Genomic DNA, 24,785 nt, shown 5'->3' on the forward strand with positions numbered 1-24,785 from the left:
ACACCGTTTATTTGTTGTTATGAATCTGACATGTCCGGCACATAATACAGTTACCAACCGATAGGAGGTGAACAGCAATGAGCCAAAATAACAACTCCAATAACCTGGTAGCTCCAAACTCACGCGGTGCCTTGGAACAACTGAAATATGAAGTTGCCCAGGAACTAGGTATCACCCTCTCCCCAGACGGATACCAAGGCAATAAAACTTCTTACGAAAACGGTTCGATCGGTGGTTACATCACTAAACGTCTTGTAACCCTGGCTGAGCAGCAGTTGGCAGGTCAGTACAAATAATAACCTGCTAAGCGCGACATAAGCTTGCCTAAGAAGTATCGAACGGCCTCCGGCCGTTTGATGCTTCTTTTTACATAACAGCAGCAGAAGTAACAAGCACCCTAGAACTCACTATAGAGCTCAGTATATTGATCATAATAATAAATTACACGCTGCACGTAGTGACGCGTCTCACCGAACGGAATGTCCTTCACAGAGGCTTCTGTTCCGTCCCATTGCCCTTCATCCAACCAGCTCTGCACCTTACCGGGCCCGGCATTATAGGCAGCTATGACCGCTATACGGTTGCCGTCGAACTGCTTGGACAGCGAAGACAAATACCAGGTGCCCAGTTCAATATTGGAGGAGGGCTCTTGCTTCAGCCGCTCCAGCGACACGTCGGGGAGCTTGGCCTTTTCGAGCGCCCACTTGGCGGTATCCGGCATGAGCTGCATGAGCCCCAGTGCGCCTTTTTTGGATTCGCGGCCGGTCTTATAATTGGTCTCCACACGGATGATGGACGCCACCAGGAACGGGTCCATCTCATACGTCTGGCTGTGCTGGCGGATCTCTGCTTTATAATGAATAGGATAAAACCATGACATCCAGTTGGAGCCAAGAAACAGGATCGCGGTGAAGCCGATGAACAGCAGCAGCAGAACTCTTTTTTTACGCAGCCACTTCATCATATCAGGCCCAGCCTGTCCCACAGCCGGGCAACCTGAAGCTCTGCAGACTCCAGATCACCGCTATTGTCGATCACAAATGTTGCTTTCCTGCGCTTCAGTTCAATATCCATCTGGGACCTCAGCCGGTCCTCCGCCTGTTCCAGCTTCATTCCGCTGCGCTCCATGAGGCGGGCTAACTGCACCCTCCTCGGAACATAGACCACAATAATCTGATCAAACAAGGAATCCAGCTCTGATTCGTAGAGCAGCGGAATGTCCACAATGACGAGACGTTGCGGATTCTCCTGTTCAAGCGCATACATCCTGTCCTTGATCTCCCTGCGGATTGCCGGATGGGTCAGGTTATTCAGTGTCTTAAGCGCCTCCGGGTCCCGGAAGACAATCTCGCCAAGACCTGCCCGGTCCAGCGAACCGTCAGGCAGCAGGATGCGGTCTCCAAAAGCCTCCACCGCTGCCGCCAGCACCGGGTGTCCGGGGAGCATCACCTCTCGGGCGATGACATCAGCATCCACCAGCGCAGCTCCCTTACGGACAAACAGTGCAGACACGGTGCTTTTTCCCGAAGCGATGCCTCCGGTTAAGCCTATAATCATGTACTCACCTCATAATAACTTCATTATACCCATTACAATTAATAATATCGCGGGCAGCGCAGCCGCATGCTTCATCCAGTAGCTGCCTGATAATCTCAGTCCTGTCTTCATCCCCATCAGCAGAAAGGTCCCGCTGAATACAGCGATCATCAGCGAGGTGGACCACGGGCTGAATCCGAGCAATGCTGCACCAAGACCGGCTCCGAAGGCATCCAGCGACAACGCGATCCCCAGAATCATGGCTTCCATGGAGGAGATGCTCCCCGAGGCATCCATATCCGCAGAAGATGGCGTGCGTAGAATCTGTATAACCACGCCCAGATGGCGAAGCTCCAGCGAGAATACGGCCGGCTTCAGCTCTGTCTCAGCAAGTTGTGCGGCAGCAGCCGTCTCCTGCCTGGTCTCCTGCCCCGAATAGCCTTTATCGGCTGCCGGCGCAGGCTCTTCCTGCTCCTTCTCCTTCTGCGTCAGCATCTGGAACAGGGACCAGCAGCCCATTAAGACGAGAATAACCGCTCCGACACTGGAAGCGGCATTCGGGGAGACTACCTTGGCCAGCAGCACGCCGACCTGCATAGAACCATAAATGACGACCCCTGAACAGAGCGAGATAATGATAATGGAGAGCAGGGGAATTTTCATTTTACGCAGTCCATATGTAATGCCTACACCAAATCCATCCAGACTAAGCGCAAATGCAAGCAGCAATAGTGACAACAATGGGCTAAGCACCCGCAATCCCTCCCGTGAAGAACCGGAGCCGGTGGATTAAGTATCCAAGCCGGAGCTCCGTTTCGCCATAATCAGCAATCTTCACACATTATATGGGCGGGACGGGCAGGAAGTGCCTGCCTTTATACATAACAGTTATAACTCAGCCCGGAAACGGGCCGGAAACACAGCGCTGTCACTTAAAAAATCACAGAATCAACAGAGGTACCGGCTGGCAGCTGGGACAATAATGCGTCCCCCGTCCGCCGACCACGCTCTTCTCAATCAGCGTGCCGCAGGTGGCACACGGCTGATCCTTGCGTCCGTAGATCTTGTGCTGATCCTGGTAGCTCCCGCTCTCCCCCTGGCCGTTGACATACGACTTCACCGAGGAGCCTCCGGCATTCACCGCTTCCGTCAGCGTTGCGACGATAGCATGGTGCAGTCTGGCCAACTGATCCTCCGTGAGGGATTTCGCGGTCTCCTCCGGGTGGATGCCTGCACGGTGCAGGGACTCATCTACATAAATATTGCCGATACCTACTATATATTCCTGATTGAGCAGCAGCGGCTTGATCTTGGTGCTCCGCTTCGAGACAATCTCCTTGAACCGCTCCAGCGTGAAATCGGCATCCAGCGGCTCCTGCCCCAGCTTGTTCAGCGGCTTCAGCTGCAGATCCTCTCCCGGCTGGAACAGATGCATCGTTCCGAATTGGCGCACATCCGTATAACGCAGCTCCGTCCCATCTGTGAAATGGAAAATAACATGCGTATGCTTGTCCAGCAGCTCGCCCTCACGGTACATCCCGTAACGGCCCTCCATCCGCAGATGGGAGACCATCACCAGCCCGTCAAAGACGAACCTCAGGAACTTGCCTCTGCGTTCAACTGTAACCACACTATGACCAGCCAGCATATGGGCAAAGGCCTGAATATCATCCGGGCGCTGAATAATCCGCGGCAACCGGACGGTGACATGCTCTATCTGCTTACCTGTAATTAACTCATTAAGTGTTCTTCTGACTGTTTCGACTTCCGGCAATTCCGGCATCATGGCTCACCTCCACTCCATTATACCGGATATCTGCCATGTGCGGGGAGCCTATTTCGCTTCGTACCAGTTGCTGCCATAACTTACCTCTGCCTTCAGCGGAACAGACAGCTGCAGCGCTCCGGCCATCACCTCAGGCAGCAGCTGCTTCATCTCTTCCAGCTCCTCCTCCGGCACCTCAAACACTAACTCATCGTGTACCTGGAGCAGCATCCGGCTCTTCAGGCCGCGCTCATGCAGCGCCTTGTCCATATGAACCATGGCCAGCTTGATAATATCCGCAGCGGTTCCCTGAATCGGCGTATTCATCGCCGTACGTTCTGCGAAGGACCGCAGATTGAAGTTCTTCGCATTGATCTCCGGCAGATAACGGCGGCGTTCCAGCAGAGTAGTCACATACCCCTGCTTACGGGCCTCGACTACGATATCATCCATGTAACGGCGCACACCTTGGAACACCTCGAAATACTGCTCAATGAACCGGGCCGCTTCCTTACGCGGAATGTTCAGGTTCTGAGACAGCCCGTAATCGCTGATGCCGTACACAATGCCGAAGTTAACCGCTTTGGCGGAGCGGCGCATATTACTGTCCACACTCTCCGCAGGGACGCCGAATACGTCCATGGCGGTCTTAGTATGAATATCCATATCCTCGACAAAAGCTTCCTTCATTCGCTCATCACCCGAGATATGCGCAAGCACACGCAGCTCGATCTGTGAGTAATCCGCCGCCAGAATCGACCAGCCCGGCTCGGAGGGCACGAATACCTTACGGATCTTGCGGCCCTCTTCGAGCCGGATCGGAATATTCTGCAGGTTCGGGAACTGGCTGCTGAGCCGGCCCGTGGCCGCAATCGTCTGCCGGTAGAAGGTGTGTACCTTGCCGGTCTCCGGCGAGATTTCCTTCATCAGACCTTCCACATACGTGGATTGCAGCTTGGCAATGGAACGGTATTGCAGGATCAGGCGCACGGCGTCATGATAAGGCGCAAGCTTTTCCAGTACCTCGGCATCCGTAGAATACCCGGTCTTCGTCTTCTTCACGACCGGCAGACCCAGCTTCACGAACAGAACCTCGCCCAGCTGCTTCGGAGAATTAAGATTGAATTCGGTTCCGCAAGCGGAGTAGATCTCAGTGACCAGCCGGGAGATCTGGGCTTCAAATTCCTTGCCGAGCTGGACGAGATCATCTTTGTTTACAGCAATCCCCTGCTTCTCCATATCGGCGAGAATCCGTGACAGCGGCATCTCCAGGTCCTGGAACAGACCGGTCATGCCCGTCTTGTCCAGCTCCTCCTGCTGCTTCTGCACAATGCCTAGCACGGTCGCACTCTTACGGGCGACATGCTCACCGAGAATCTTAGGCTCAGGAATTCTATATTTGGCCCCTTTGCCGAAGACATCCTCATCCGGCGACAAGCGGGGCAGGCCGTATTTCGTGGTCAGGTCATTCAGATTCTGGCTCGCTTCGGTCGGGTCCAGCAGGTAAGCGGCAAGCTGAACATCGTTAGCGGCTCCGGCAAAAGCAATCCCTTGCCAATGCAGCGCCAGATCGGCACGGTGCAGATCATACCCGCTCTTCGGCGCCTGCTCGTCACCGAGCCAGTCCAGCAGAGGTGCCGCAGCCTTACTCTTCAGCAGGGCAAAAGGCACAAAATAATGCTGCTCCGGCGAAGACAGCCCGAGGCCGATCACTTCGGCACGGTGCGGGTTCTCTCCGTTAGATTCCACATGCAGGGCGGAGATGCCCGGCAGTGCCTGAACCAGCCCGCCTATTCCGGCTTCGTCAACGATCGTAATATTAAGCTCTGCGGCTTCCACCACGGGGGAACCCGTCAGGCTGCCGTCCGCCGCATGCGAATAGGCGCTCAGCGACAGGCGTTCCAGCAGCGAGCGGAATTCCAGCTTGGCGAGCGCAGGCCCAGCCGTGTCCGTGTTAATCCCGCTGAACACCATATCCTCCCACGTATGCTCAAGCGGAACCTCGCGGTAGATCGTCGCCAGCTTTTTGCTCATGACGGCGCTGTCCGCGTGCTCTTCCAGCTTCTCCTTCATCTTCCCCTTCAGCTCACCGGTTCCGGCCAGCACGCCCTCCACCGATCCGAACTGCTGGAGCAGCTTAAGCGCTGTCTTCTCCCCGACTCCCGGCACCCCGGGAATATTGTCGCTGGCATCGCCCATCAGCCCCTTCAGATCAATGATCTGCTCAGGGGTGAGATCATATTTGTCACGGATCTGCTTAGGTCCGTAGAGCTCCACTTCCGTAACTCCCTTGCGCACCAGCGCTATGGTGGTATGCTCGGAAGCCAGCTGCAGCATATCCTTATCCCCGGACACAATCATCACCTGACGGCCGGCGGCATCCGCTTCCCTGGAGATGGTGCCGATAATATCGTCAGCCTCGTAGCCTGCAATCTCGAATTGCGGAACCCCCAGACCCTTCAGCAGCTCCTTGAGCAGCGGGAACTGCTCGGACAGCTCCGGCGGGGTCTTCTGGCGCCCGCCCTTATACTCCTCATAGCCTTCATGCCGGAAGGTAATCTTCCCCGCGTCGAAGGCCACAATCATATGTGTCGGTTTATGCTCCTCCAGCAGACGCAGCAGCATCGTCGTGAAACCGTATACCGCATTCGTCTGCTGTCCCGCTGTATTCGTCAGCGGCGGCATGGCGAAGAACGCCCGGTAAATGATATTATTTCCATCAATGAGTATCAGCTTGTCCACACTAGCACCTCGCCTTTTTCTTGCTTTCTCCTTACATAGTAACATATGCTCCGTACAAAACAGAACCTGAGACAAGAAGATCCATCCCTGCCCCGGCCCTCAGCCGCTGCTGATGGTATGGGCCAAGCGATGCGCTCTTTATAACAAAAAAACAAGCCCCGGGGAGGAGGCTTGCTGCCTGACGTTCGAGGCGCAGAGCTTGGCTTAAGCTGTGTCTGTGCGCCAACCTTATGCAATTATTGGTTCAAATCCGGACGTTTACCTGTAACCAGATACACTACACTCTCGCCAATATTCGTGGCATGATCGGCAATCCGCTCAATGTAACGGCCAACCAGTGTGAGCAGCATCGCCTGATTCACTGTTTCAGGCTTCTGAACCATATAAGTGTACAGTTCGTTAATCATCGCGCTGTACAGGCCATCGACCTGATCGTCATCCTGCGCCATTTTGTAGGCCAGATCCGTATTCTCGTCCAGATAAGACTGAATAGCCTCTGTGGTCATGATCGTGACAAGCTCAGCCATGCGCGGAATATCCACAAGCGGCTTAATCAGCTGCTGTCCCTGGATGCGCATCGTTACCTTGGCTACATCCAGTGCTAGATCGCCCATACGCTCAAGATCGCTGGAGATTTTGAAGGCTACAATAATGCGGCGCAGATCCTTCGCCACCGGCTGCTGGGTGATGATCAGCCGTGAGCCGATCTCCATAATCCGGTCTTCCATGGCGTTCAGCCGCAGGTCCGCTTTAACAATCTCCTGCGCCCGTACCGTATCAAGGGTCTGCAGGGCCAGTATCGCACCGTCGAGTGCATCCGTTACATGCTCGCCCATCTGCTGCAGCAGGGAGCGCAGTTCTTCCAGATCTTTATCGAATTCTTTTCTGCGAATCATATCGAAAGTGATCCTCCTCACAAACATTTGGTCATATCGGGTGAACAAGAGTGAACCTTAGACTTACGAATCAGCCATTCTTAGCCGAAGCGGCCGGAAATATAGTCTTCTGTGCGGGAATCCTTAGGGTTCGAGAACAGCAGCTCCGTGTCCGCAGCCTCCACAATAACACCGTTCAGGAAAAATACAGTGCGTCCCGATACCCGGGCGGCCTGATGCATATTATGCGTGACCATTACAATGGTATACTTATCCCGCAGCTCCTGGACCAGCTCTTCAATCTTGAGTGTGGACACCGGGTCGAGCGCTGAAGTCGCCTCATCCATCAGCAGAATATCCGGCTGTACGGCAAGGGCTCTGGCAATACAGAGACGCTGCTGCTGGCCTCCGGACAGACTTAAGGCAGACTTCTTAAGGAAATCCTTCACTTCCTCCCAGAGTGCAGACTGGCGCAGGCTTTGCTCTACCAGGACATCCAGCTCGGCTTTGCTCTTCACACCGTGCAGGCGCGGGCCATAAGCCACGTTATCATAGATCGACTTGGGAAAAGGATTGGGCTGCTGGAACACCATCCCCACCTGCTTGCGCAGACTCTCCACTTCGATCTCGTCGCTGTAGATGTTTTTACCGCCGATATTCACTTTACCTTCAATACGTGTTCCGGGAATCATGTCGTTCATACGGTTAAGGGTACGCAGCAATGTGGATTTCCCGCAGCCGGAGGGTCCGATAAACGCAGTCACCTGCTTCTCCGGAATCTGCAAATCCACCTTCTTCAGGGCATGGAATGACTCATAGTAGAGATCTAGCTTCTCTATGTCAATGATGGATTTCATTAGTTTCTGTTGTCTCCTTCTCATCATCTTCGTTCCCCATGATAAGCTTTCAGTGTAAATAGAGCTCCAGAGAATTGTTAACGCAGTGTAAAAATCCTTGTAAAATTAGACAATGCCGGAGGAGAAGATGCTTATCTTGTGAGAAAAGAACACCGTCATTTTAAATGACCGGTGTTCTCTTCTTGTTGACGACCAGCTTGTAGCCCACGCCGCGGATGGAATCGATATGCACGGATTCAGGGTCAAGCTCCAGCTTCTTGCGCAGGGAGCTGACATGCACATCAACGGTACGCTGGCCTCCGATATAGTCGAAGCCCCAGACCGCATTCATCAGATCATCCCGTGTCAGGACGACGCCCGGCTTGCGGGCCAGATATAGCAGCACTTCAAATTCCTTCGGCCGCAGATTGATGCTCTGCCCGCCCAGCGAGACTTCATAACGCTCGGGGTAGATCTCCAGCTGTCCAAGAATAATCGTCGATGCAGACACCGCCGTCTCGGGCGGAGCTTCTTCGGCAATACCTGAGATCCGCCGCAGTACAGCGCTGACCCGGGCCAGCAGCTCGGATACGCCGAAGGGCTTCGTAATATAGTCATCCGCCCCGGACTTCAGTCCGCGGACGACATCCTCTTCCGCATTCTTGGCCGTCAGCACTATAACCGGTGTGCGGATGCCTTGTCCACGCAATTTATCCAGAATGTCAATGCCGTTCATGCCGGGCAGCATCAGATCCAGTACGATCAAGTCAAAAGGTTCTCTAGTCGCACGGTCATATCCTGCCGTTCCATGATCCTCCACCGTCACCTCGTAGCCTTCCTGTGTCAGGTTGTAAGACAGCAGCCGGGCCAGTGTCGGTTCGTCTTCAATGACAAGCAATCGTTGTGCCATAGGTTCCCCCGTCTTTTCATAGGTTATTAATTTTACAAAACTGCACACATGCACATCATAGCACCACAATGTTAACTTGGTGTAAAATCATAAATTTATTCTCTATGATGATCCGCTATGATCTGAAGGGTTATAGATTCTCTTCCTGCAGCAGCGGCAGTTCAAGGATGAACGAGCTGCCGATGCCCAGATCGCTCTCAACATTAATGGACCCGCGGTGCAGCTCAACCAGATGCTTCACGATGGAAAGACCGAGGCCAGTTCCGCCGGAGCTTCTGGAGCGGGCTTTGTCCACCCGGTAAAAGCGTTCAAAGATCCGGGGCAGATCCTTGCGCGGAATCCCCATCCCCGTATCACTGACTGTAAAACGCACACTCTCCGTACCATCCTTCTTCAGGATGCTTACTGCGGTGACTCTGACATTGCCCCCGTCCTGGGTGTAGTTGATCGCATTGGAGAGCAGATTCATGAAGATCTGGCGCAGCTTGTCTTCATCTCCCTCAATGAATAGCTCTGCAGGCACATCCGAGCTGAGCGTAATCTTCTTCTTCTCCGCTACCTTGCTGAGCGTTTCCAGCACGGAGTCGAAGAACTCGATGAGATGAACCGGGGAGCATTCCAGCTGAACGCGTTTGGATTCGATTTTGGACAGCTCCAGAATGTCGCCGATCAGGCGGTTCAGCCGTTCGTTCTCATCGTAAATAATCTGCAGGAACGAACGCGCCGTCTTCTCATCCGTAACGCCACCCCCGAGGAGGGTCTCGGCGAAGCCTTTTACCGCAGCGACAGGGGTCTTCAGCTCGTGGGAGACATTGGCGACGAATTCGCTGCGCATTTTCTCAAGCCTACGAATCTCTGTAACCTCCTGAAGCAGGAACAGCATGCCCCGGGAGCAGCCGTCCTGGATCATCGGCACCCCGTCCAGACGCACAATCCGCTCCACCGGATTATAAATGCTGCGCTCCTCGTGAATAGGTACACCTGCGGACACTCCATCATCAATCAGCCGGGTAAGCTCATAATGATGCTTAATCTCCTTATAGGAATGTCCGGTCATCTCGCTGTGCTTCACATCGAGCAGCCGTTCGGCGGCCCGGTTGAGCAGGGCAATCTCCCCTTCAGCGTTGATCATCACGATACCGCCGGTCATATTGTCGAGTACGCTCTGCAGCAGATCCTCATTGTCGCGGATGGTCTTCAGCTGGGCCTGGAGACTGTCGGCCATCGCGTTGATGGCTGTTGCCAGCTGGCCGATCTCATCCTTGCGCTTCATGGGCACCCGGGCATCGTAATCGAGATCGGTAATCCGCCGCGCCACTCTGGTGATCTGCTCCAGCGGTGAGGTCATACTGGAAGCCACCTTATAGCTCACCAAGGTTGCGGCAATGAACAGCAGCACCAGCCCGCCTGCCATGATCATCCACGCCCGGTTCAGTCCTTCGGATACGGTATCGAGCCCCATAGACAGCCGTATATACCCGTCAAAGCCCTGATCCGAGGACACGGAACCCGCCACATACATCATTTCACGGTCTAATGTATCGCTGTAACGGATCGCCCGGCCAATCCCTTCCTTCGCGGCCAGCAGCTCCTCTTCGCGGGTAGAGTGGTTGTCCATATCACGCGGATTCTTCTCCGAGTCCCCAATGACCCGGCCTTGCTTCGTAATGAAGGTGACGCGTGACCCGGTCAAGACGGATATCCTCTCTGCCTGTTCTGTATAGTAGTTCAGGGCATCCGGGCTGCTGGTATCCATGAATGAGAAGGTGCCGGAGAGCAGCTTTATTTCCCGGGACATGTTCTCTTCCAGCACGGAAATATGCGAATCCTTGAACAGCTGAGCCATGGTGATCCCGGCCCCGGTCATTGATATTCCTATCAGTGCCATAAGTATGATGGTAAGTCGAATGCGGAATGGTTTCATCTGCGGCGGTCCTCTTCCCTCGTGTTTATGTCCATGTGAACACTCTACCTGCATTTTCGGCAAAATACCAGTTCCGGCGGCGATTATCAACGGGGTGTAAAATGTGCGCTCAGCGGGATGCGGGGGCTGGGAGGAAGCGCCAGGGAAGATTGGGATATTAAGTCGAGGGAGGAGCGGTATCTGAGATCCAAGAGCCTGGGCCGAGGATGGAGCGCTGTGGGATCTATAATGGACGCTCCGCAAACGGACCGTTGTTCCGATCGCTGTTGTGTCCAGATTTTTATTATTTTTACCTGATCGGTTAAAATCCGGACACAAAGGCGAACGCTACCGCTTCTCCACAATCAGTCCGCCCGCTGCGCTGTTTGAGAGTGGGAGTTACAGTAAACCCTGTATACCTCAACCCCCCGCATACATTTAGCTCGTGCACCCTCGCTCCAGCGCATTGTAATCGGTTTCTCGATTACATTTGATCCGCTCACCCTGCCGCTGAGCATTGTAATCGGTTTTCCGATTACATTTGGCTCGCTTACCCCAGACCGGCGCATTGTAATCGGTTTTCCGATTACATTGGGTCCACTTACCCTGCCGCTGAGCATTGTAATCGGTTTTTCGATTACATTTGGCTCGCTTACCAACGCTGCGCATTGTAATCGGTTTTTCGATTACATTTGGCACGCACACCCCCGACCGGCGCAATGTAATCGGTTTTTCGATTACATTTGGCACGCACACCCCCGACCGGCTCATTGTAATCAGTTTTTCGATTACATTGGGTCCACTTACCCCGACGCTGCGCATTGTAATCGGTTTTCCGATTACATTTGGCTCGCTTACCCCCGACCGGAGCATTGTAATCGGTTTTCGATTACATTTGGTCCGCTTACCTCACCAACCAGAAAACGCCCTCCTAAATGGCGACCGCACCATTTAGAAAAGGCGTTACTGCTAGTTACTTACAAGCTACAAGCGCTATTGGTCCTTCCAGCGCTGCACACTTAGCGTCACTGTCTGTGCTCCGCCTACCGGCGTGAGCGTGCGGTTCGCAATATCCGCTCCACTGGATGTGGTCTCTACCGTGCCCCAGCTTCCGCGCGTCAGCTTATACGTCACGGCGCTGCCTGCCGGAAGGCTCAAGGTGATGGAATGGACGCCGTCACTGCCACGGGTCAGCAGGTAGGCCGGATCTGCCGTATTCCAGCTATTGAATGAACCCGTCAGATAGACCGGAGCATTCGCCGGAGTGGACCCGGGAACGCTGACCCGGAAGGTTACGCTATCCGCCTGAGGTTCGCCGGTAATCAGGTGGCCTCCCGTCAGACTGGAGCTGCCGGTACCAAAATGATAGTTATTCCCGCCATTGTTATCCCAGGTCCCGCTGCCATTATTGAAAGCTGCGGTCAATCCGGTGGCAGTGCCGAGTGGAATGGTAATGGACTTGTAGCCGCTGAAGACAGAGGCTTGCATCTGCACGCCTGGTGAAGTCGTCCAGGTAGTTGCTCCATCCAGCTTGTAATGAATGTATGAGTTACTGAATGCCGTATTCTTGTAATAGATCGTCGCGGTGTTGCCCGCCGGAGTGGCGGTTGGCACAGGGGTCGCCGTTGGTGCTATGGTTGGTGTTGCGCTCGGTGCTACCGTTGGTGCTACAGTCGGTGTGGCGGTCGGCGATACAGTTGGTGTAGCTGTTGGCGTTGCAATAGGCGTTGCACTTGGTTTAACTGTCGGTGCCACCGTTGGCGTTGCCGTTGGTGTTGGAGTAGGCGCCATGGTCGGTGTTGCGGTCGGTGTTACAACAGGCGTTGCACTTGGCTTAACTGTCGCTGTTGGAGCTACGGTTGGTGTAGCTGTCGGAGCTACAGTGGGCGTAACTGTCGGCGTAACGGTTGGCGCAGCGGGACCACCCGACTGAATATTGCCTGTAGGCGTGTAGGTCCAGGTACCGGTGCCGAACAGATAATTGCTGCCGCCGTTACTGTCCCAGGTGCCGCTGCCGTTGTTGAAGCAGGCTTCGAGCTGGGTGGCTGCGCCGATATTAATGGTGATTTTGTGATAGCCTGCTAGCTCGGCGGCCGGAATCGCTACGCCAGGGGCTGTCGTCCAGGTCCCCCCAGCCGGGCGGTAATGGATGTACGGAGTCGAATAACCCTGCTTATAATAGAGCGTTACATTATTGCCCGCCGGTGTGGTGGCAGTTGCTGCCGCACTGAAGCCGGAGAGATTGCCGGAGGCATCATAGGCTTTAACTCTGTATTCATATGCTGTACTGGCTGACAAGCCGCTGTCTGTATATGAGGTGGAAGTTGTTGTTCCGATTCGGACGCCATTGCGGTAGATCTCATAGCCGGTGACACGGACGTTATCCGTAGCAGCATTCCAGGTCAGCCCGATAGAAGAAGCATTAATTACCGTGGCCTGAAAATTGCCTGGAACAGCCGGAGCTTCAGTATCCGGGACAGCGGGCACATCTGTGATGAACGGATGCGTTCCTTCAATAGTACCTTGCATGCTCTCCTTATATTTGCCGTTCTCCAGCTTATATTTGCCGGCGCCGACATAGACCTGCTGGATATCGCTTTTGGTCACATTGCCTTTAGCATCCTTGGCTTCAATATAGTAGTCTAACAGCTGATCCCGGTAATCGGAGATGTAGGAGAAATACAGGTTCCCGATATCCGTGGCCGGAACCTTCTGCATAATCGTCTTGCTGCTCGGCTGCCAGTCGACACCGTTAATATCGGCGCTCAGGTCACGGACATTCATCGGGTATTCTGTCCACGCACCAACCTTGGCGGGATCAATATCAGGTACTCCTGCTGCGGCCAGACCTGCGGGATCATATACTTTGAACGAATTATCCGCTGCGTCTGCCGTCTTATCGCGGTGTGGCCGGACCTTTACCTTGATCTCGCTGATTCCGCTGGTGTCGAAGGCATACGTATAGATGGCAAAAGCATTATTGTAATGCTGCAGGGTCCAGCCCTCTGCCTTGCTGACATTGGCGCTGCCCGGATTGTACGGGTAACGCTGGGGCCACCAGACGGAGGGGCCGGTTTTGTCTTTGGCCAGCTTTTGCGACACATAGGGCTTCGAGAAATACAGCGATTGATTGAAGGACAACGCCGGCTTCACACTGTCATCCACATTCTCATCGTAATAACCGAACCCCGAGTCCATCGCAGGCAGCAGGAAATACCAGGCCAGCTCAGCGGGATTGGCACCTCCGGCGTAATCATTCGCAGCGTTCCCCTTCACAGGATAAGAAAGCATCCACGGATTCAATTGGTTGCCTTCGTAGGTCACCTCACGGTCCAGCGGGTTCGCCGGCTTCCAGTAATTCGGATGCTCCTCCAGCCAGATCTGCTCGGCGGTCTTGGCATAGTTCAGGGAAGCTTGTAATAACGCGAAATTACGCTCCAGATAATGATAGCCCTTCTCGAAGGATACCGTCATGCCTTCCTCGGCACCCGCCAGATTCTTCTTCGGGGCGTAAGCAGTCCCGTTCACCTGATTGAAGGCCGCGAACTGGCCTTTCCAGATCCCAAACGGCAGATGCCAGTGGTACCAGGTTGGATCGGAGGACGAATCCCGGGTATCGATCCAGGAGCCGTCCTGCACATGGACCACATCGGAAGCGGCCGGTGTATTGCTGCGCAGATACTCATCGATCCCCATTCCAGTCACACCGCTGCTGGCATAGGTGACATTCCCGGCATTACGCCAGGTCTCCTCGGAGCCGGCCCGGCCCGAAGAATTATCCCCGTCATGGGCCACGACAAAAATCTGCTTCTGCGCAACCAGATTCTCATACGGCTTAAGCACATCTGCTTTTACCTGGCCGAGATACCCCTCTTCCCAGGACTGCGCCTGGGCAACAGGCACGCCAACCACTCTCGATTCAACCCCGGTTGCCGGGTCCACATAACGGACCCAATGGGCCGTTGAGGCAAAAGGATATTTATTGTGAACCACCTGCTGTTCATTGAACATCGGTTCACTCACCCAGGCCCCGGCCGTGCTTACATTCTGCAGATCGCTGCGGTTGGGCGGTGAGATCATCGTATCTGTGCCTGGACTGTCCAGCAGCGGATAATCCTTAAGTGTGCGGGAGAAATGGTTGTTGCCGATCACGGACCACTGGATGCCGAGCTTATTCAGCACCGGGATGATCCGCTCTGAGAACCCCAGCTCTGTCGGAAAAAATCCCTTCGATGACTTATAGCTGCTGCCCAGGAAATAAGGCTGAGCCATTGTAGCTCCATGATAGATCATATCCTTGAGCAAATAATCGTTGCCGACCAGAGGTCCCATAGAATGGTGTCCGGAGAAATGAATCAGGTCGAGCATGTTGTCCCCGCCTGTGGTCCGAAGCTGATTCACAGCGTTCTTCCAAGGGGTTCCCCAGGCCGGATTATTGTATCCGCTTACATTTCCTTGTTGTATAATACTGTTCACATTGTTCACTACTGACCCCGACATGGTGACATGCATCTGTGCCTGGGGATGATTGCTGTGCAGCGTGTTCGCCACACTCCAGGGCCAGGTTAAATACGCACCTGTCTTGGCGTGATGGGAATAGTAAGAGACCAGGTCATCGTGGGGCATGGGAGATCCATTCGGCAGATAATAGGGATATCCCGTAGGCGGATTCTGCTTCAGCTGGATGACTTCGCCATCGTAGGTATAACGGATCGGGCTGCCTACAGGCGTGGAATTATAAGTGTTCAGATCATAGTAAGCCCAGAAATTCGGCATATGATTATGATAGACATGCGTAGCGGCAATATCTGCCGAGACAGGGGACACTAATGCCGGAACGGTTAGAAGCCCGCCCAGGAGCAGGGCTGTAATTTTGCGCAGGTACCTGGATTGCTTGGTCATTGGTCAACTCCTTCTGATCGGGTTCATTCTTCTTCGTCAAAAAAAACGGGGGCGGCGGACATCCATCCTTCACCCCCTCAAGCTGCTTACTGATCCTTCCAGCGCTGCACGGTCAGCGTCACTGTCTGTGCTCCGCCTGCCGGTGTAAGCGTCCGGTTCGCGATATCTGTACCGTTGGACGCGGTCTCTACCGTGGCCCAGCTCCCGCGCGTCAGCTTATACGTCACGGCGCTGCCTGCCGGAAGGCTCAAGGTGACGGAATAGACGCCGTCACTGCTGCGGGTCAGCTGATAGGCCGGATCTGCTGCATTCCAGCTATTGAACGAACCCGTCAGATAGACCGGAGCATTCGCTGGAGTGGAACCCGGAACGCTCACCCGGAAGGTTACGCTATCCGCCTGAGGTTCACCAGTCGTCAAGCTTCCTCCTACCAGACTAGAGCTGCCGGTATCAAAATGATAGTTATTCCCGCCATTGTTATCCCAGGTGCCGCTGCCGTTATTGAAGGCTGCGGTTAGGCCTGTGGCAGTGCCGAGCGGAATGGTAATGGACTTGTAGCCGCTGAAGGTTGAGGCCTGCATAGGCACTCCCGGTGAAGTCGTCCAGGTGGTTGCCCCGTCCAGCTTGTAATGGATATACGAATTGCTGAAGGCCGTATTCTTGTAATAGATCGTCGCCGTGTTGCCCGCCGGAGTGGCGGTTGGCACAGGTGTCGCCGTTGGCGCTACAGTCGGTGTAGGTGTTGCCGTCGGCGCTACAGTTGGTGACGCTGTTGGTGCTACGGTTGGTGTTGGCGTCACGGTTGGTGTCGCTGTAGGTGCTACCGTCGGTGTCGCGGTCGGTGTCGCGGTCGGCGTAGCCGTTGGCGTCACTGGACCACCTGCCTGGATATTGCCTGTAGGCGTATAGGTCCAAGTGCCTGTGCCGAACAGGTAATTGCTGCCGCCGTTGCTGTCCCAGGTGCCGCTGCCGTTATTGAAGCAGGCTTCGAGCTGGGTGGCTGCGCCAATGTTAATCGTGATTTTGTTATAGCCTGCTACTTCGGCGGCTGGAATGGCTACCCCCGGAGATGTCGTCCAAGTCCCGCCCACCGGGCGGTAATGAATATATGGATTGGTGTAACCCTGCTTGTAGTAGATCGTCACACTGTTACCGGCCGGGGTAACGATCAGAGCGGCTGCGCTGAAGGCCGACAGATTCATGGCGGCGTCATACGCTTTTACCGTATAAGAATAATTAGTGCTGCCTACAAGTCCGTTATCTGTAAAAGAGGTCGTTGCCGAAGTCCCGATCTTCACCCCGTTGCGGTAAATCTCGTAGCCGGTAACCCCGACATTATCGGTGGATGCAGACCAGGATACCAACGCGCTGGAGGCATTCTGTACGGTGGCTGTTACATTTCCCGGAACACTTGGTGCTTGCGTATCGGTTACCGGCTGGGTTTTGGAGTAGATTTTGGCCGAATTGGCGCCCAGGGTAACTGTAATTTGCTTACCGGTAACACCGCCTGCCTGCACGGTCACAGTATCAGATGGGTTCAGCTGATTCACCAGAACCGTACCTGCGGTAAGCGTGCTTTCGGCGCGCAGCGGCAGCGTCACCGTCTGTGATCCGCCGGATGCATTACTGAATGCTGAGATGACCTCCTGGCCGACATTCGTGCCTGTATCAATCCGCCGGGAGAAGGCGTACAGATTCTGTGCGGACCACATTTCGCGCTGGGTGCCGGTGCGCAGGGCCGGGTTGTTTTTACGGATCTCGTTCAGCTTGGCTACATGCTTGAAGGTACTGGCATTCTCATTGAAATAATTCTCCAGTACATTGCCGTTTGCATCCCGCTTCACCATCGACCAGCGGTTCCACGTATCCGCGATTCCGCCCGTCATAATCTGCCCGTTGCCGTTGCCCTTGTTCTGCTCGGTTCCCTGGAAGACCACAGGCGTTCCGCGCACGGTGAAGATAAAGGACAAAGCATTCTGCAGCTTCTCAACACTGCCCCCGGCCTCGGTCAGGAAGCGGTTGCGGTCATGATTGTCGATGAAGGTTACCATATGGTTAGCGTTGCCGCCGTAGTAGGAATCTTGAGCCAGGGTGCCTTTAATATTCGCGTCAAAAGACTGCCCGTACGCGAAGCTGTTCAGCACGGAAAAGAACAACGGGAAGTCGAGCATCCCCCACTCCTTATTGGTACCGACCCAGCGGGAGACGAATTCGGCATTGCCGTCGAAATTCTCCCCAAAAGTATTCACGCCCAGCAAATTTTGCAGCTCGCCGATATCGGTCGGCTTCATCAGCTTGGCCGCATCGACCCGGGCGCCGTCTGCCCCCGTATAATCAAACCAGCCCTTAATTGAGCTGAAGATGGCCTGCTTGGCAGCAGGAACATCGAAGTCGATATCATCCAGACCGCCCAGATCATGATTCTCCAGATAATCCTGGGCCCACTGATCGTAGCGTCCATCGGCAAGCGACCAGTTAATGTCACCGTTATGGTGATACCAGGCCGGATTATTGAATGGAGCGGCAGGCTGCAAGGAAGGGATATCATAATAAGCCTGGGTGCCCAGCATGTAATCGCCGATGTGGTTGGGAACGACATCGATGATCACCTTAATTCCGAGCGCATGCGCGGAGTCTACGAGCTCTTTCAGCTTTTCTTTGGTGCCGAAGTAAGGGTTGGCCTTGTTCGGATCTTTGACATTGTAGCCGTGGTAGGCCGTGTTCTTGCCTGTGCCGTTGTTCTCGCGGTTAGTCATCTGCGGCTCGGCTACCGGTGAGATCCAGATCGCGGTATAGCCCATATTGTGAATATACGGGAGCTTGTCAATGACCCCCTGCCAGTCGCCGCCCTTCATATAACGGAAGTCCTCCTCGGAGTTCTCCCCGAAGCGGATAGCCGCACCTGTTGCATTATTGGAAGAATCCCCATCATGGAAGCGGTCAACCATAATCTGATAAATCGTGTCATTCTCGGTTACGGTGCCAATACTGGCTGCTTCCACCTTAGCTTGCGGCAGGACAAACAGATTCACCATGACCGACAATACAATGGATGTGATTAGAACGGGAACAAGCAGGCGGTTACGTTTTCTTTTCATTCCTCATCTCCCTCTCATGTAAAACCGAATGCAACACTTTGGAGCCAGCGGATACTCTTGCCGTCAATAACTTGAGTCTAACTAAACGTTGGGGAAACCGGTTTCCCCACTAAAAATTAACATGTCCCTGTATGCGCTGTCAAGACATAATAATTTATGACTTCCGCAAGCGGGTTCCTATATGGGCTGCCGACTCTGCAAAACATGAAAAAATCATTATTCAGCACAGCTCTTAAAATTCCCTTTACAGAGATGTTCAGGTCTGCTAAAATATCCAAAGCTAATTGTAAACCTAAATTAGTTATTAGGTCTACAATAGAAATATACGGCGCTCTAATACTTCAGCGTACCAAAAACAATACAATTCGAGCTTAATTGGCTATTCAACCTATGGGAGGATGATTGAAATGACCACAATGGGAGCGGAGATGGAATGGCAACTGCTTGCCGATAAAGCACTACGTGGAGAATGTTTAACATTAGAGGCAGGACATGCTGTACTCGAAGCCAACGACGATGAGCTGCTTCTGCTCATGCATGCAGCGTTTAAGGTGCGAAAGCATTTTTACAGTAAAAAAGTCAAGCTCAATATGATCATCAACGCCAAAAGCGGCCTTTGCCCCGAGGACTGCGGCTACTGCTCGCAATCTATTGTGTCGACGGCTCCGGTTAAAAAATACCCCTTGCTAGATAAAGACACCTTGCTCTCAGGCGCACGTGAAGCTATAGCACGCAAAGCCGGGACCTATTGCATTGTAGCATCCGGAAAAGGGCCGACAGACAAGGAGCTAGACCAAGTGGCGGACGCGGTTAGAGAAATCCGCAAGACAATGCCGCTAAAAATTTGCGCATGTCTGGGCATTCTCAGGGATGATCAAGCCAGACGTCTTGCTGAAGCCGGCGTACATCGGTACAACCACAACTTGAACACCAGTAAAGCCAACTATCCTGCCATCACGACGACCCATACCTTTGAGCAACGCATTGAAACTGTGGAGAAGGTAAAAGCACACGGCATGTCCCCCTGCTCTGGTGTCATTATCGGTATGGGCGAAACCAATCAAGAAATTGTTGAAATGGCCTATGCGCTCCGCGAACTGGATGCGGATTCGATTCCAATCAATTTCCTGAATTCCATACCGGGAACCCCCTTGCAGCACGCTGGCCGCACGCCGTCGACTAAAGCGTTGAAGGTACTCGCCCTGTTCCGTTTCATTTGTCCGTCTAAAGAAATCCGCGTGGCTGGCGGCCGGGAGATCAGCCTCCGTACGCTGCAGCCTTTATCTCTGTTCGCTGCAAATTCACTCTTTGTAGGTGATTATCTAACGACAACAGGCCAAGATATACCGGCTGATCATCAAATGATTGAGGACTTGGGCTTTGAGATTGAACAAAATGCCCTTTAGGACGGTGCAGAGTATTCATTCAATAAAAACAGCGGCAGTCCGGACTTCAATTTCTCGTCCTTAACTGCCGCTGTTTCTTTTATGGGTTACTTAAACACCGGTTCCCGGAACTGGGCCAGCTTGGCGGCGGAATCCTTCTCGACATCGGCATGCAGGCTGTTGCCGTGCGCATCCATAGTCACTATCGCTGCGAAGCCGTCCACCTGTAAATGCCACATCGCTTCAGGAATACCGAATTCCATGAAGTCTACCGCGTTGACCTTCTTGATACATTCTGCGTAATACTGCGCTGCACCGCCGATGGCATTGAGGTAGACCGCGCCGTGCTCCCCTAAGGCCTTAAGGGTCTTGGGTCCCATACCGCCTTTGCCGATTACGGCGCGGATACCGAACTTCTTAATAATATCGCCCTGATACGGCTCCTCGCGGATACTGGTCGTCGGGCCAGCCGCCTTCACATGCCAGCCTTCATCATCCTTCAGCATGACCGGGCCACAGTGATAGATGACGGCACCGTTCAGGTCGACAGGGGTGTCGTGATCCATGAGGAATTTGTGCAGGGCATCGCGGCCGGTGTGCATCTCGCCGGAGAGGATCACCACATCGCCGACGCGCAGGCTGCGTATATCCTCCTCACTGATCGGTGTGGTCAGGCGGATCTCGCGCGAGCCGCCTGAGCCGGCGGAAGCTGCCGCAGACGGTTCAGATGCTGCCCCATTCCCTGAGACGGCCGCATCCGAAGCTGCTTCACCCGTCCCGGATACAATAGCCGGTGCCGCAGGAATCGTAGCATCCTCTGGCACCACGCCGGAAGCTGTCCGTTCTGCCGCAGCTACACCCACAGGTTCAGCAACAGGCTGCGGTGCAGCTTCCCCCTCAACAGATATCCCGGTGCCGCTCTCATACAGCCATTCCTGAATGTCACCGGTAGCCGGATGAACCAGAATGCCCTGGCGGCGGAAGGCCCAGCAGTTATAGGCTACGGAGACAAAGAAGCTGGCAGGCAGCCTGTTCATTACTCCGATTTTGCAGCCCAGCAGCGTCACTTCACCGCCGAAGCCCATCGTGCCGATTCCGAGCTTGTTGGCATTCTCCATAATGTAATGCTCCAGCTTGCCCAAATCTTCATTAGGATTCACATCCTCAACCTTGCGGAACAGCTGCTTCTTCGCCAGCTCATAGCCCGTGGTACGGTCGCCGCCAATGCCTACACCAATGAATCCTGCGCTACAGCCCTGGCCCTGCGCCTGGTACACGGAATGCAGGATGCACTTGCGGATACCGTCGAGGTCGCGTCCGGCTTTGCCGAGTCCCTCCAGCTCTGCCGGAAGGCTGTACTGGATGTTCTTATTCTCGCAGCCGCCGCCCTTCAGGATCAGCCGGACGTCAATGCTCTCTTCCTCCCACTGCTCGAAGTGAATCACCGGAGTGCCTGCCCCCAGATTATCCCCGCTGTTCTCGCCGGTTAGCGAATCCACGGAATTGGGCCGCAGCTTGCCGTTCTTCGTAGCGCGGATAATTGCGCTGTGAATATCCTTCTTCATCTCTATCTGATTCACGCCCACCGGCGTATGAATTATAAAAGTCGGCATCCCCGTATCCTGGCAGATCGGCGATATTTGCTGCTCCGCCATTCCGATATTCTGCGCTATCGTGGTTAGTGCCAGTCCGGAGCGTGTCGCTCGGTCTTCCAGCGCCCGCCCTCTGGCCACTGCCCGGCGCACATCGCCCGGCAGGTTCGTGGAGGTCTCTACAATCAAATTATAAATGCTCTCTTCAAAATGCTGCATCTTCATTCAGTCTCCTCTCCATCTGGTTCAAGCGGCCCTAACTCTGGTACAATTAGTTACTATAATAGCACATTAAGCTGCTCATGAAAGGGGTTACTTCAAAATTGAACTACCATTTCTCCGCCTATCTCTACCGGCTGCAATATATCCAGCGCTGGAGCCTCATGCGCAGCACCGCCCCGGAGAACGTGGCGCAGCATTCATTCCAGGTCGCCCTGCTGGCGCACATGCTGTGCACCATCGGCAATGCCCATTTCGGCCGGTCGCTGAACGCCGACCGCGCATCCACGATGGCGCTGTTCCACGACGCCACCGAGGTCTTCACCGGCGACATCGCTACGCCGGTGAAGCATAACAACTCGCGTCTGCTGTCGAGCTTCCGCGAGATGGAGCAGGTGGCCGCCGACCGGCTGGCGGCCATGATCCCGCCGGAGCTGAGCGCAGTCTATGCGCCGCTCCTGCAGCCGCACACCAGCCCGCCCGGCTCCGAGGATGCCGGACTGCTCCGCTACGTCAAGGCAGCGGATGTGCTGGACGCTTACCTGAAATGCGTCTGGGAGGTCGCCGCAGGCAACCGCGAATTCGCCGCTGCCAGAGAGCAGACTGCCGCGAAGCTGCATGTACTGGAGATGCCTGAGATGGAGTATTTCCTTAAACACATGGCTCCGGGCTTCGAGATGTCGCTGGACGAGCTGACTTCCAGTGCGAGTCAGGGACAGTCTGCCGGACAGCCTGAATCTATAGAGTAGATAGAGTACACACATACATTTGGCCCATCAGCCTTCGCGCTAGCGATTGTATTCGGTTTTTCGCATACATCCTGCCCACGAGCCTTCGTGGTAGAAGGAGAAGTCAGCGTGAGCAGCCTACAACCCATATACAATGCAAATAACCCGCCATGAAGCGGGTTATTTGCATATGGTCAGGTTAAGTTAGACACGGTTAGTCTAGTCAAGTTAAGTTAAGCACGATTAGTCAAGTCAGTCTAAGTTCATTCAGTTTGGCTGTTCAGGTCAAGCTGATTCGATATACCTGATCAGTTTAAGTTGCACCCGGTTTGGTCACATCAGGCTCTCAACCAGATTCAGCTTGCCTACCTCAACCCAAGCGGCTCGGACAGGATATCCCAGTCCTTGAATACCGGCTGGAGTCCTTGCGAGCGCAGCATCTCGGCCATCTCGTTCACGCTGCGGTTGTCCGAGATTTCAAACTGCGGCGTTCCCCCTTCCAGGGAATGTCCTCCCACTTCGGTGGATACCCCGGCGGACATCTTCGTGATGCCGAGCTGGACCAGATGATCGCGCAGAGCGGCAGGCTCGCGTGTGGACAATGAGATGCCGGAACGCGGCAGGAACAGGCGGTACGCCAGGATGATCTGCACCAACGCACGGTCGGTAACATCGCTTGCCGGGTTGAATTCGCCTAAGTAAGGCCGGAATCGGGGAGTCGACAGCCCGATTTCGCATTCCGGGTACTTGTCCTGCAAATACCTCGCATGCAGCGCAGTTGCCAGCGCCTCCTGGCGCCATTCGTACATGCCGAGCAGAGCCCCGATATTTACCGAACGGAAGCCCGCCTGACAGCCCCGCTCGGGAGCATCCAGCCGGTTGCGGTAGACACGTTTGGGTCCTTTGATATGCAGCGCACGATAAGTCTCCTGATGGTAGACCTCCTGATAGAGCGTCAGACCGTCCACACCGGCTTCTCTGAGCTCAGCATATTCGGCTGTCGAGAGCGGATTCACTTCAATGCTGACGGAGGAAAAATAGCGGCGCAGCACGTTCACGCAGTCCCTCACATAACCGGCCGGACTGTCATTCCGGGATTCTCCGGTCAGGATCAGAATGTGGCGCAGGCCCGTGGCAGCGATGATCTCTGCTTCCCTGGCGACCTGCTCCAGCGTCAGCTTTTTGCGCGGAAAATCATAGATCGAACTGAAGCTGCAATACGTGCAGTGATTCACGCAAAAATCAGCCAGATACATCGGTGTAAACAGCTGCATCACATGGCCGAAATGCGTACGCGTTAACCGGTGCGCCTTCTGCGCCATCTCCTCCAGATAAGGCTCCGCTGCCGGTGACAGCAGTGCCATCAGCCCCTCTTCATCGACCCGCTCTGCACGAAGCGCACGCTTCACATCCTCTGCCGTATAGCGGCTCCATAGCGTTCCGTAAGGAAGCTGCTCCAGCCGGGTCATCGTCTCATAAAAGCTCATAACCGTTCTCTCCTCCCTATTCCATCTGTCAGGCCAAGAACCCGGTCAACGGTGAAGAGGCTGCCGCCGTCTCCTCTACGGGCCCTAGTCCAGCGAGATAAGCCTTGCGCCCTGCAGCTACCGCGTCACGGAAGGCTTCTGCCATCAGCAGCGGATCTGAGGCGGTGGCAATCGCTGTATTAAGCAGCACCGCTGCGGCACCCATCTCCATCGCCTCAGCCGCCTCGGACGGTCTGCCGATTCCGGCATCCACGATCACCGGCAGCTCCGTCTCGGAGATCAGAATGCGGATCAGTTCCTTGGTCTGCAGTCCGCGGTTGGACCCGATCGGCGCTCCCAGCGGCATCACGGCCGCAGCCCCCGCTGCCTTCAACCGCAGGGCGGCGGACAGGTCAGGACTCATATACGGCAGCACCACGAAGCCCTCAGCTGCAAGAATCTCGGTCGCCCGGATGGTCTCGGTGTTATCCGGCAGCAGATATTTCTGGTCGTTGATGACCTCAATCTTCACCCAGTTCCCCAGCCCCGCCGATCTCGCCAGCCGGGCAATCCGTACTGCTTCCTCTGCGGTGCGCGCACCAGAGGTATTAGGCAGCAAGGTCATATGGGAAGGAATATGGCTGACAATATTGTCACTGCTCTCCGGGTCCACCCGGCGCAGAGCAACGGTAATGACCTGTGAGCCTGATCGCGTAATCACCTCGGGAATGAGGGTGTTGCGGCTGTATTTTCCGGTGCCAATGAACAGTCTGCTGGTTAGAGTCACTCCGCCAATCATCAATGAGTCTTGCATGTTAACGCCTCCCG

The 24,785-nt window shown here is 54.6% G+C and carries 17 protein-coding genes; 3 read left to right on the forward strand and 14 right to left on the reverse strand.

Annotation, left to right across the window (positions count from 1 at the left end; genetic code table 11):
- Positions 1 to 77: 77 nt before the first annotated feature.
- Positions 78 to 296, forward strand: a complete 219-nt coding sequence (locus MKY96_RS18420) for an alpha/beta-type small acid-soluble spore protein (RefSeq protein ID WP_036695868.1) — start codon at positions 78 to 80, stop codon at positions 294 to 296.
- Positions 297 to 397: 101 nt separating this feature from the next.
- On the opposite strand, the gene MKY96_RS18425 is transcribed toward MKY96_RS18420, so the two are convergent.
- From MKY96_RS18425 to MKY96_RS18475, 11 genes are all read right to left on the reverse strand, one after another.
- Complete coding sequence (locus MKY96_RS18425) at positions 398 to 961, reverse strand: lytic transglycosylase domain-containing protein (protein WP_340944628.1); 564 nt, start codon at positions 959 to 961, stop codon at positions 398 to 400.
- Entirely contained in the window at positions 961 to 1,557 is a 597-nt protein-coding gene (coaE, locus tag MKY96_RS18430; protein ID WP_076082848.1) for a dephospho-CoA kinase, read from the reverse strand. The genes MKY96_RS18425 and coaE overlap by 1 nt, the downstream gene beginning before the upstream one ends.
- A 9-nt stretch (positions 1,558 to 1,566) precedes the next feature.
- Positions 1,567 to 2,289, reverse strand: a complete 723-nt coding sequence (locus MKY96_RS18435) for a manganese efflux pump (protein ID WP_340942212.1) — start codon at positions 2,287 to 2,289, stop codon at positions 1,567 to 1,569.
- A gap of 187 nt (positions 2,290 to 2,476) precedes the next feature.
- Entirely contained in the window at positions 2,477 to 3,319 is an 843-nt protein-coding gene (gene mutM / locus MKY96_RS18440) for a DNA-formamidopyrimidine glycosylase (protein ID WP_340944630.1), read from the reverse strand.
- 51 nt (positions 3,320 to 3,370) lie between these two features.
- Complete coding sequence (gene polA / locus MKY96_RS18445; RefSeq protein ID WP_340942213.1) at positions 3,371 to 6,043, reverse strand: DNA polymerase I; 2,673 nt, start codon at positions 6,041 to 6,043, stop codon at positions 3,371 to 3,373.
- Positions 6,044 to 6,279: 236 nt separating this feature from the next.
- Positions 6,280 to 6,939: a phosphate signaling complex protein PhoU gene (gene phoU, locus MKY96_RS18450; protein WP_076082856.1), complete on the reverse strand. Its 660-nt coding sequence runs from the start codon at positions 6,937 to 6,939 to the stop codon at positions 6,280 to 6,282.
- Between the two features lie 80 nt (positions 6,940 to 7,019).
- Positions 7,020 to 7,775 (reverse strand): phosphate ABC transporter ATP-binding protein PstB, encoded by a 756-nt coding sequence (pstB, locus tag MKY96_RS18455; RefSeq protein WP_036725565.1) that lies wholly within the window; start codon positions 7,773 to 7,775, stop codon positions 7,020 to 7,022.
- A gap of 160 nt (positions 7,776 to 7,935) precedes the next feature.
- Complete coding sequence (locus tag MKY96_RS18460) at positions 7,936 to 8,664, reverse strand: response regulator transcription factor (RefSeq protein WP_076082862.1); 729 nt, start codon at positions 8,662 to 8,664, stop codon at positions 7,936 to 7,938.
- Between the two features lie 130 nt (positions 8,665 to 8,794).
- Entirely contained in the window at positions 8,795 to 10,588 is a 1,794-nt protein-coding gene (gene pnpS / locus MKY96_RS18465; protein WP_340942215.1) for a two-component system histidine kinase PnpS, read from the reverse strand.
- A gap of 972 nt (positions 10,589 to 11,560) precedes the next feature.
- The gene (locus tag MKY96_RS18470) at positions 11,561 to 15,469 is read right to left on the reverse strand and encodes a carbohydrate binding domain-containing protein (RefSeq protein ID WP_340942217.1); all 3,909 of its coding nucleotides are present in this window, start codon (positions 15,467 to 15,469) and stop codon (positions 11,561 to 11,563) included.
- Between the two features lie 86 nt (positions 15,470 to 15,555).
- Positions 15,556 to 18,567 (reverse strand): carbohydrate binding domain-containing protein, encoded by a 3,012-nt coding sequence (locus tag MKY96_RS18475; protein ID WP_340942219.1) that lies wholly within the window; start codon positions 18,565 to 18,567, stop codon positions 15,556 to 15,558.
- A gap of 407 nt (positions 18,568 to 18,974) precedes the next feature.
- Between MKY96_RS18475 and bioB the strand changes: the two genes are divergently transcribed.
- Positions 18,975 to 19,973 carry a biotin synthase BioB gene (bioB, locus tag MKY96_RS18480; RefSeq protein WP_445671449.1) on the forward strand — a complete coding sequence of 333 codons (999 nt, stop codon included), beginning with the start codon at positions 18,975 to 18,977 and terminating at the stop codon, positions 19,971 to 19,973.
- An 86-nt stretch (positions 19,974 to 20,059) separates the two neighbouring features.
- Here bioB and MKY96_RS18485 read toward each other — a convergent pair whose 3' ends face one another.
- The gene (locus MKY96_RS18485) at positions 20,060 to 21,763 is read right to left on the reverse strand and encodes a fumarate hydratase (protein WP_340942222.1); all 1,704 of its coding nucleotides are present in this window, start codon (positions 21,761 to 21,763) and stop codon (positions 20,060 to 20,062) included.
- Positions 21,764 to 21,867: 104 nt separating this feature from the next.
- On the opposite strand from MKY96_RS18485, the gene yfbR reads away from it, so the two are divergent.
- Positions 21,868 to 22,512, forward strand: coding sequence for a 5'-deoxynucleotidase (gene yfbR, locus MKY96_RS18490; RefSeq protein ID WP_340942224.1), 645 nt, complete (start codon positions 21,868 to 21,870; stop codon positions 22,510 to 22,512).
- A 344-nt stretch (positions 22,513 to 22,856) separates the two neighbouring features.
- On the opposite strand, the gene thiH is transcribed toward yfbR, so the two are convergent.
- Positions 22,857 to 23,978: a 2-iminoacetate synthase ThiH gene (gene thiH / locus MKY96_RS18495; protein ID WP_340942225.1), complete on the reverse strand. Its 1,122-nt coding sequence runs from the start codon at positions 23,976 to 23,978 to the stop codon at positions 22,857 to 22,859.
- 28 nt (positions 23,979 to 24,006) lie between these two features.
- Positions 24,007 to 24,771 carry a thiazole synthase gene (locus MKY96_RS18500; protein WP_340942227.1) on the reverse strand — a complete coding sequence of 255 codons (765 nt, stop codon included), beginning with the start codon at positions 24,769 to 24,771 and terminating at the stop codon, positions 24,007 to 24,009.
- Positions 24,772 to 24,785: the final 14 nt, after the last annotated feature.

Origin of the sequence: Paenibacillus sp. FSL R7-0302 (assembly GCF_038006885.1) — a bacterium.
Taxonomy (GTDB): Bacteria; Bacillota; Bacilli; order Paenibacillales; family Paenibacillaceae; genus Paenibacillus_AQ.

Coding starts and splice junctions, on each gene's coding strand:
- MKY96_RS18420 (WP_036695868.1), top strand. CDS start 78: ATGAGCCAAAATAACAACTCCAATAACCTGGTAGCTCCAAACTCACGC.
- phoU (WP_076082856.1), bottom strand. CDS start 6,939: ATGATTCGCAGAAAAGAATTCGATAAAGATCTGGAAGAACTGCGCTCC.
- MKY96_RS18425 (WP_340944628.1), bottom strand. CDS start 961: ATGAAGTGGCTGCGTAAAAAAAGAGTTCTGCTGCTGCTGTTCATCGGC.
- bioB (WP_445671449.1), top strand. CDS start 18,975: ATGACCACAATGGGAGCGGAGATGGAATGGCAACTGCTTGCCGATAAA.
- MKY96_RS18475 (WP_340942219.1), bottom strand. CDS start 18,567: ATGAAAAGAAAACGTAACCGCCTGCTTGTTCCCGTTCTAATCACATCC.
- MKY96_RS18485 (WP_340942222.1), bottom strand. CDS start 21,763: ATGCAGCATTTTGAAGAGAGCATTTATAATTTGATTGTAGAGACCTCC.
- pstB (WP_036725565.1), bottom strand. CDS start 7,775: ATGAAATCCATCATTGACATAGAGAAGCTAGATCTCTACTATGAGTCA.
- MKY96_RS18500 (WP_340942227.1), bottom strand. CDS start 24,771: ATGCAAGACTCATTGATGATTGGCGGAGTGACTCTAACCAGCAGACTG.
- thiH (WP_340942225.1), bottom strand. CDS start 23,978: ATGAGCTTTTATGAGACGATGACCCGGCTGGAGCAGCTTCCTTACGGA.
- mutM (WP_340944630.1), bottom strand. CDS start 3,319: ATGCCGGAATTGCCGGAAGTCGAAACAGTCAGAAGAACACTTAATGAG.
- pnpS (WP_340942215.1), bottom strand. CDS start 10,588: ATGAAACCATTCCGCATTCGACTTACCATCATACTTATGGCACTGATA.
- MKY96_RS18470 (WP_340942217.1), bottom strand. CDS start 15,469: ATGACCAAGCAATCCAGGTACCTGCGCAAAATTACAGCCCTGCTCCTG.
- coaE (WP_076082848.1), bottom strand. CDS start 1,557: ATGATTATAGGCTTAACCGGAGGCATCGCTTCGGGAAAAAGCACCGTG.
- MKY96_RS18460 (WP_076082862.1), bottom strand. CDS start 8,664: ATGGCACAACGATTGCTTGTCATTGAAGACGAACCGACACTGGCCCGG.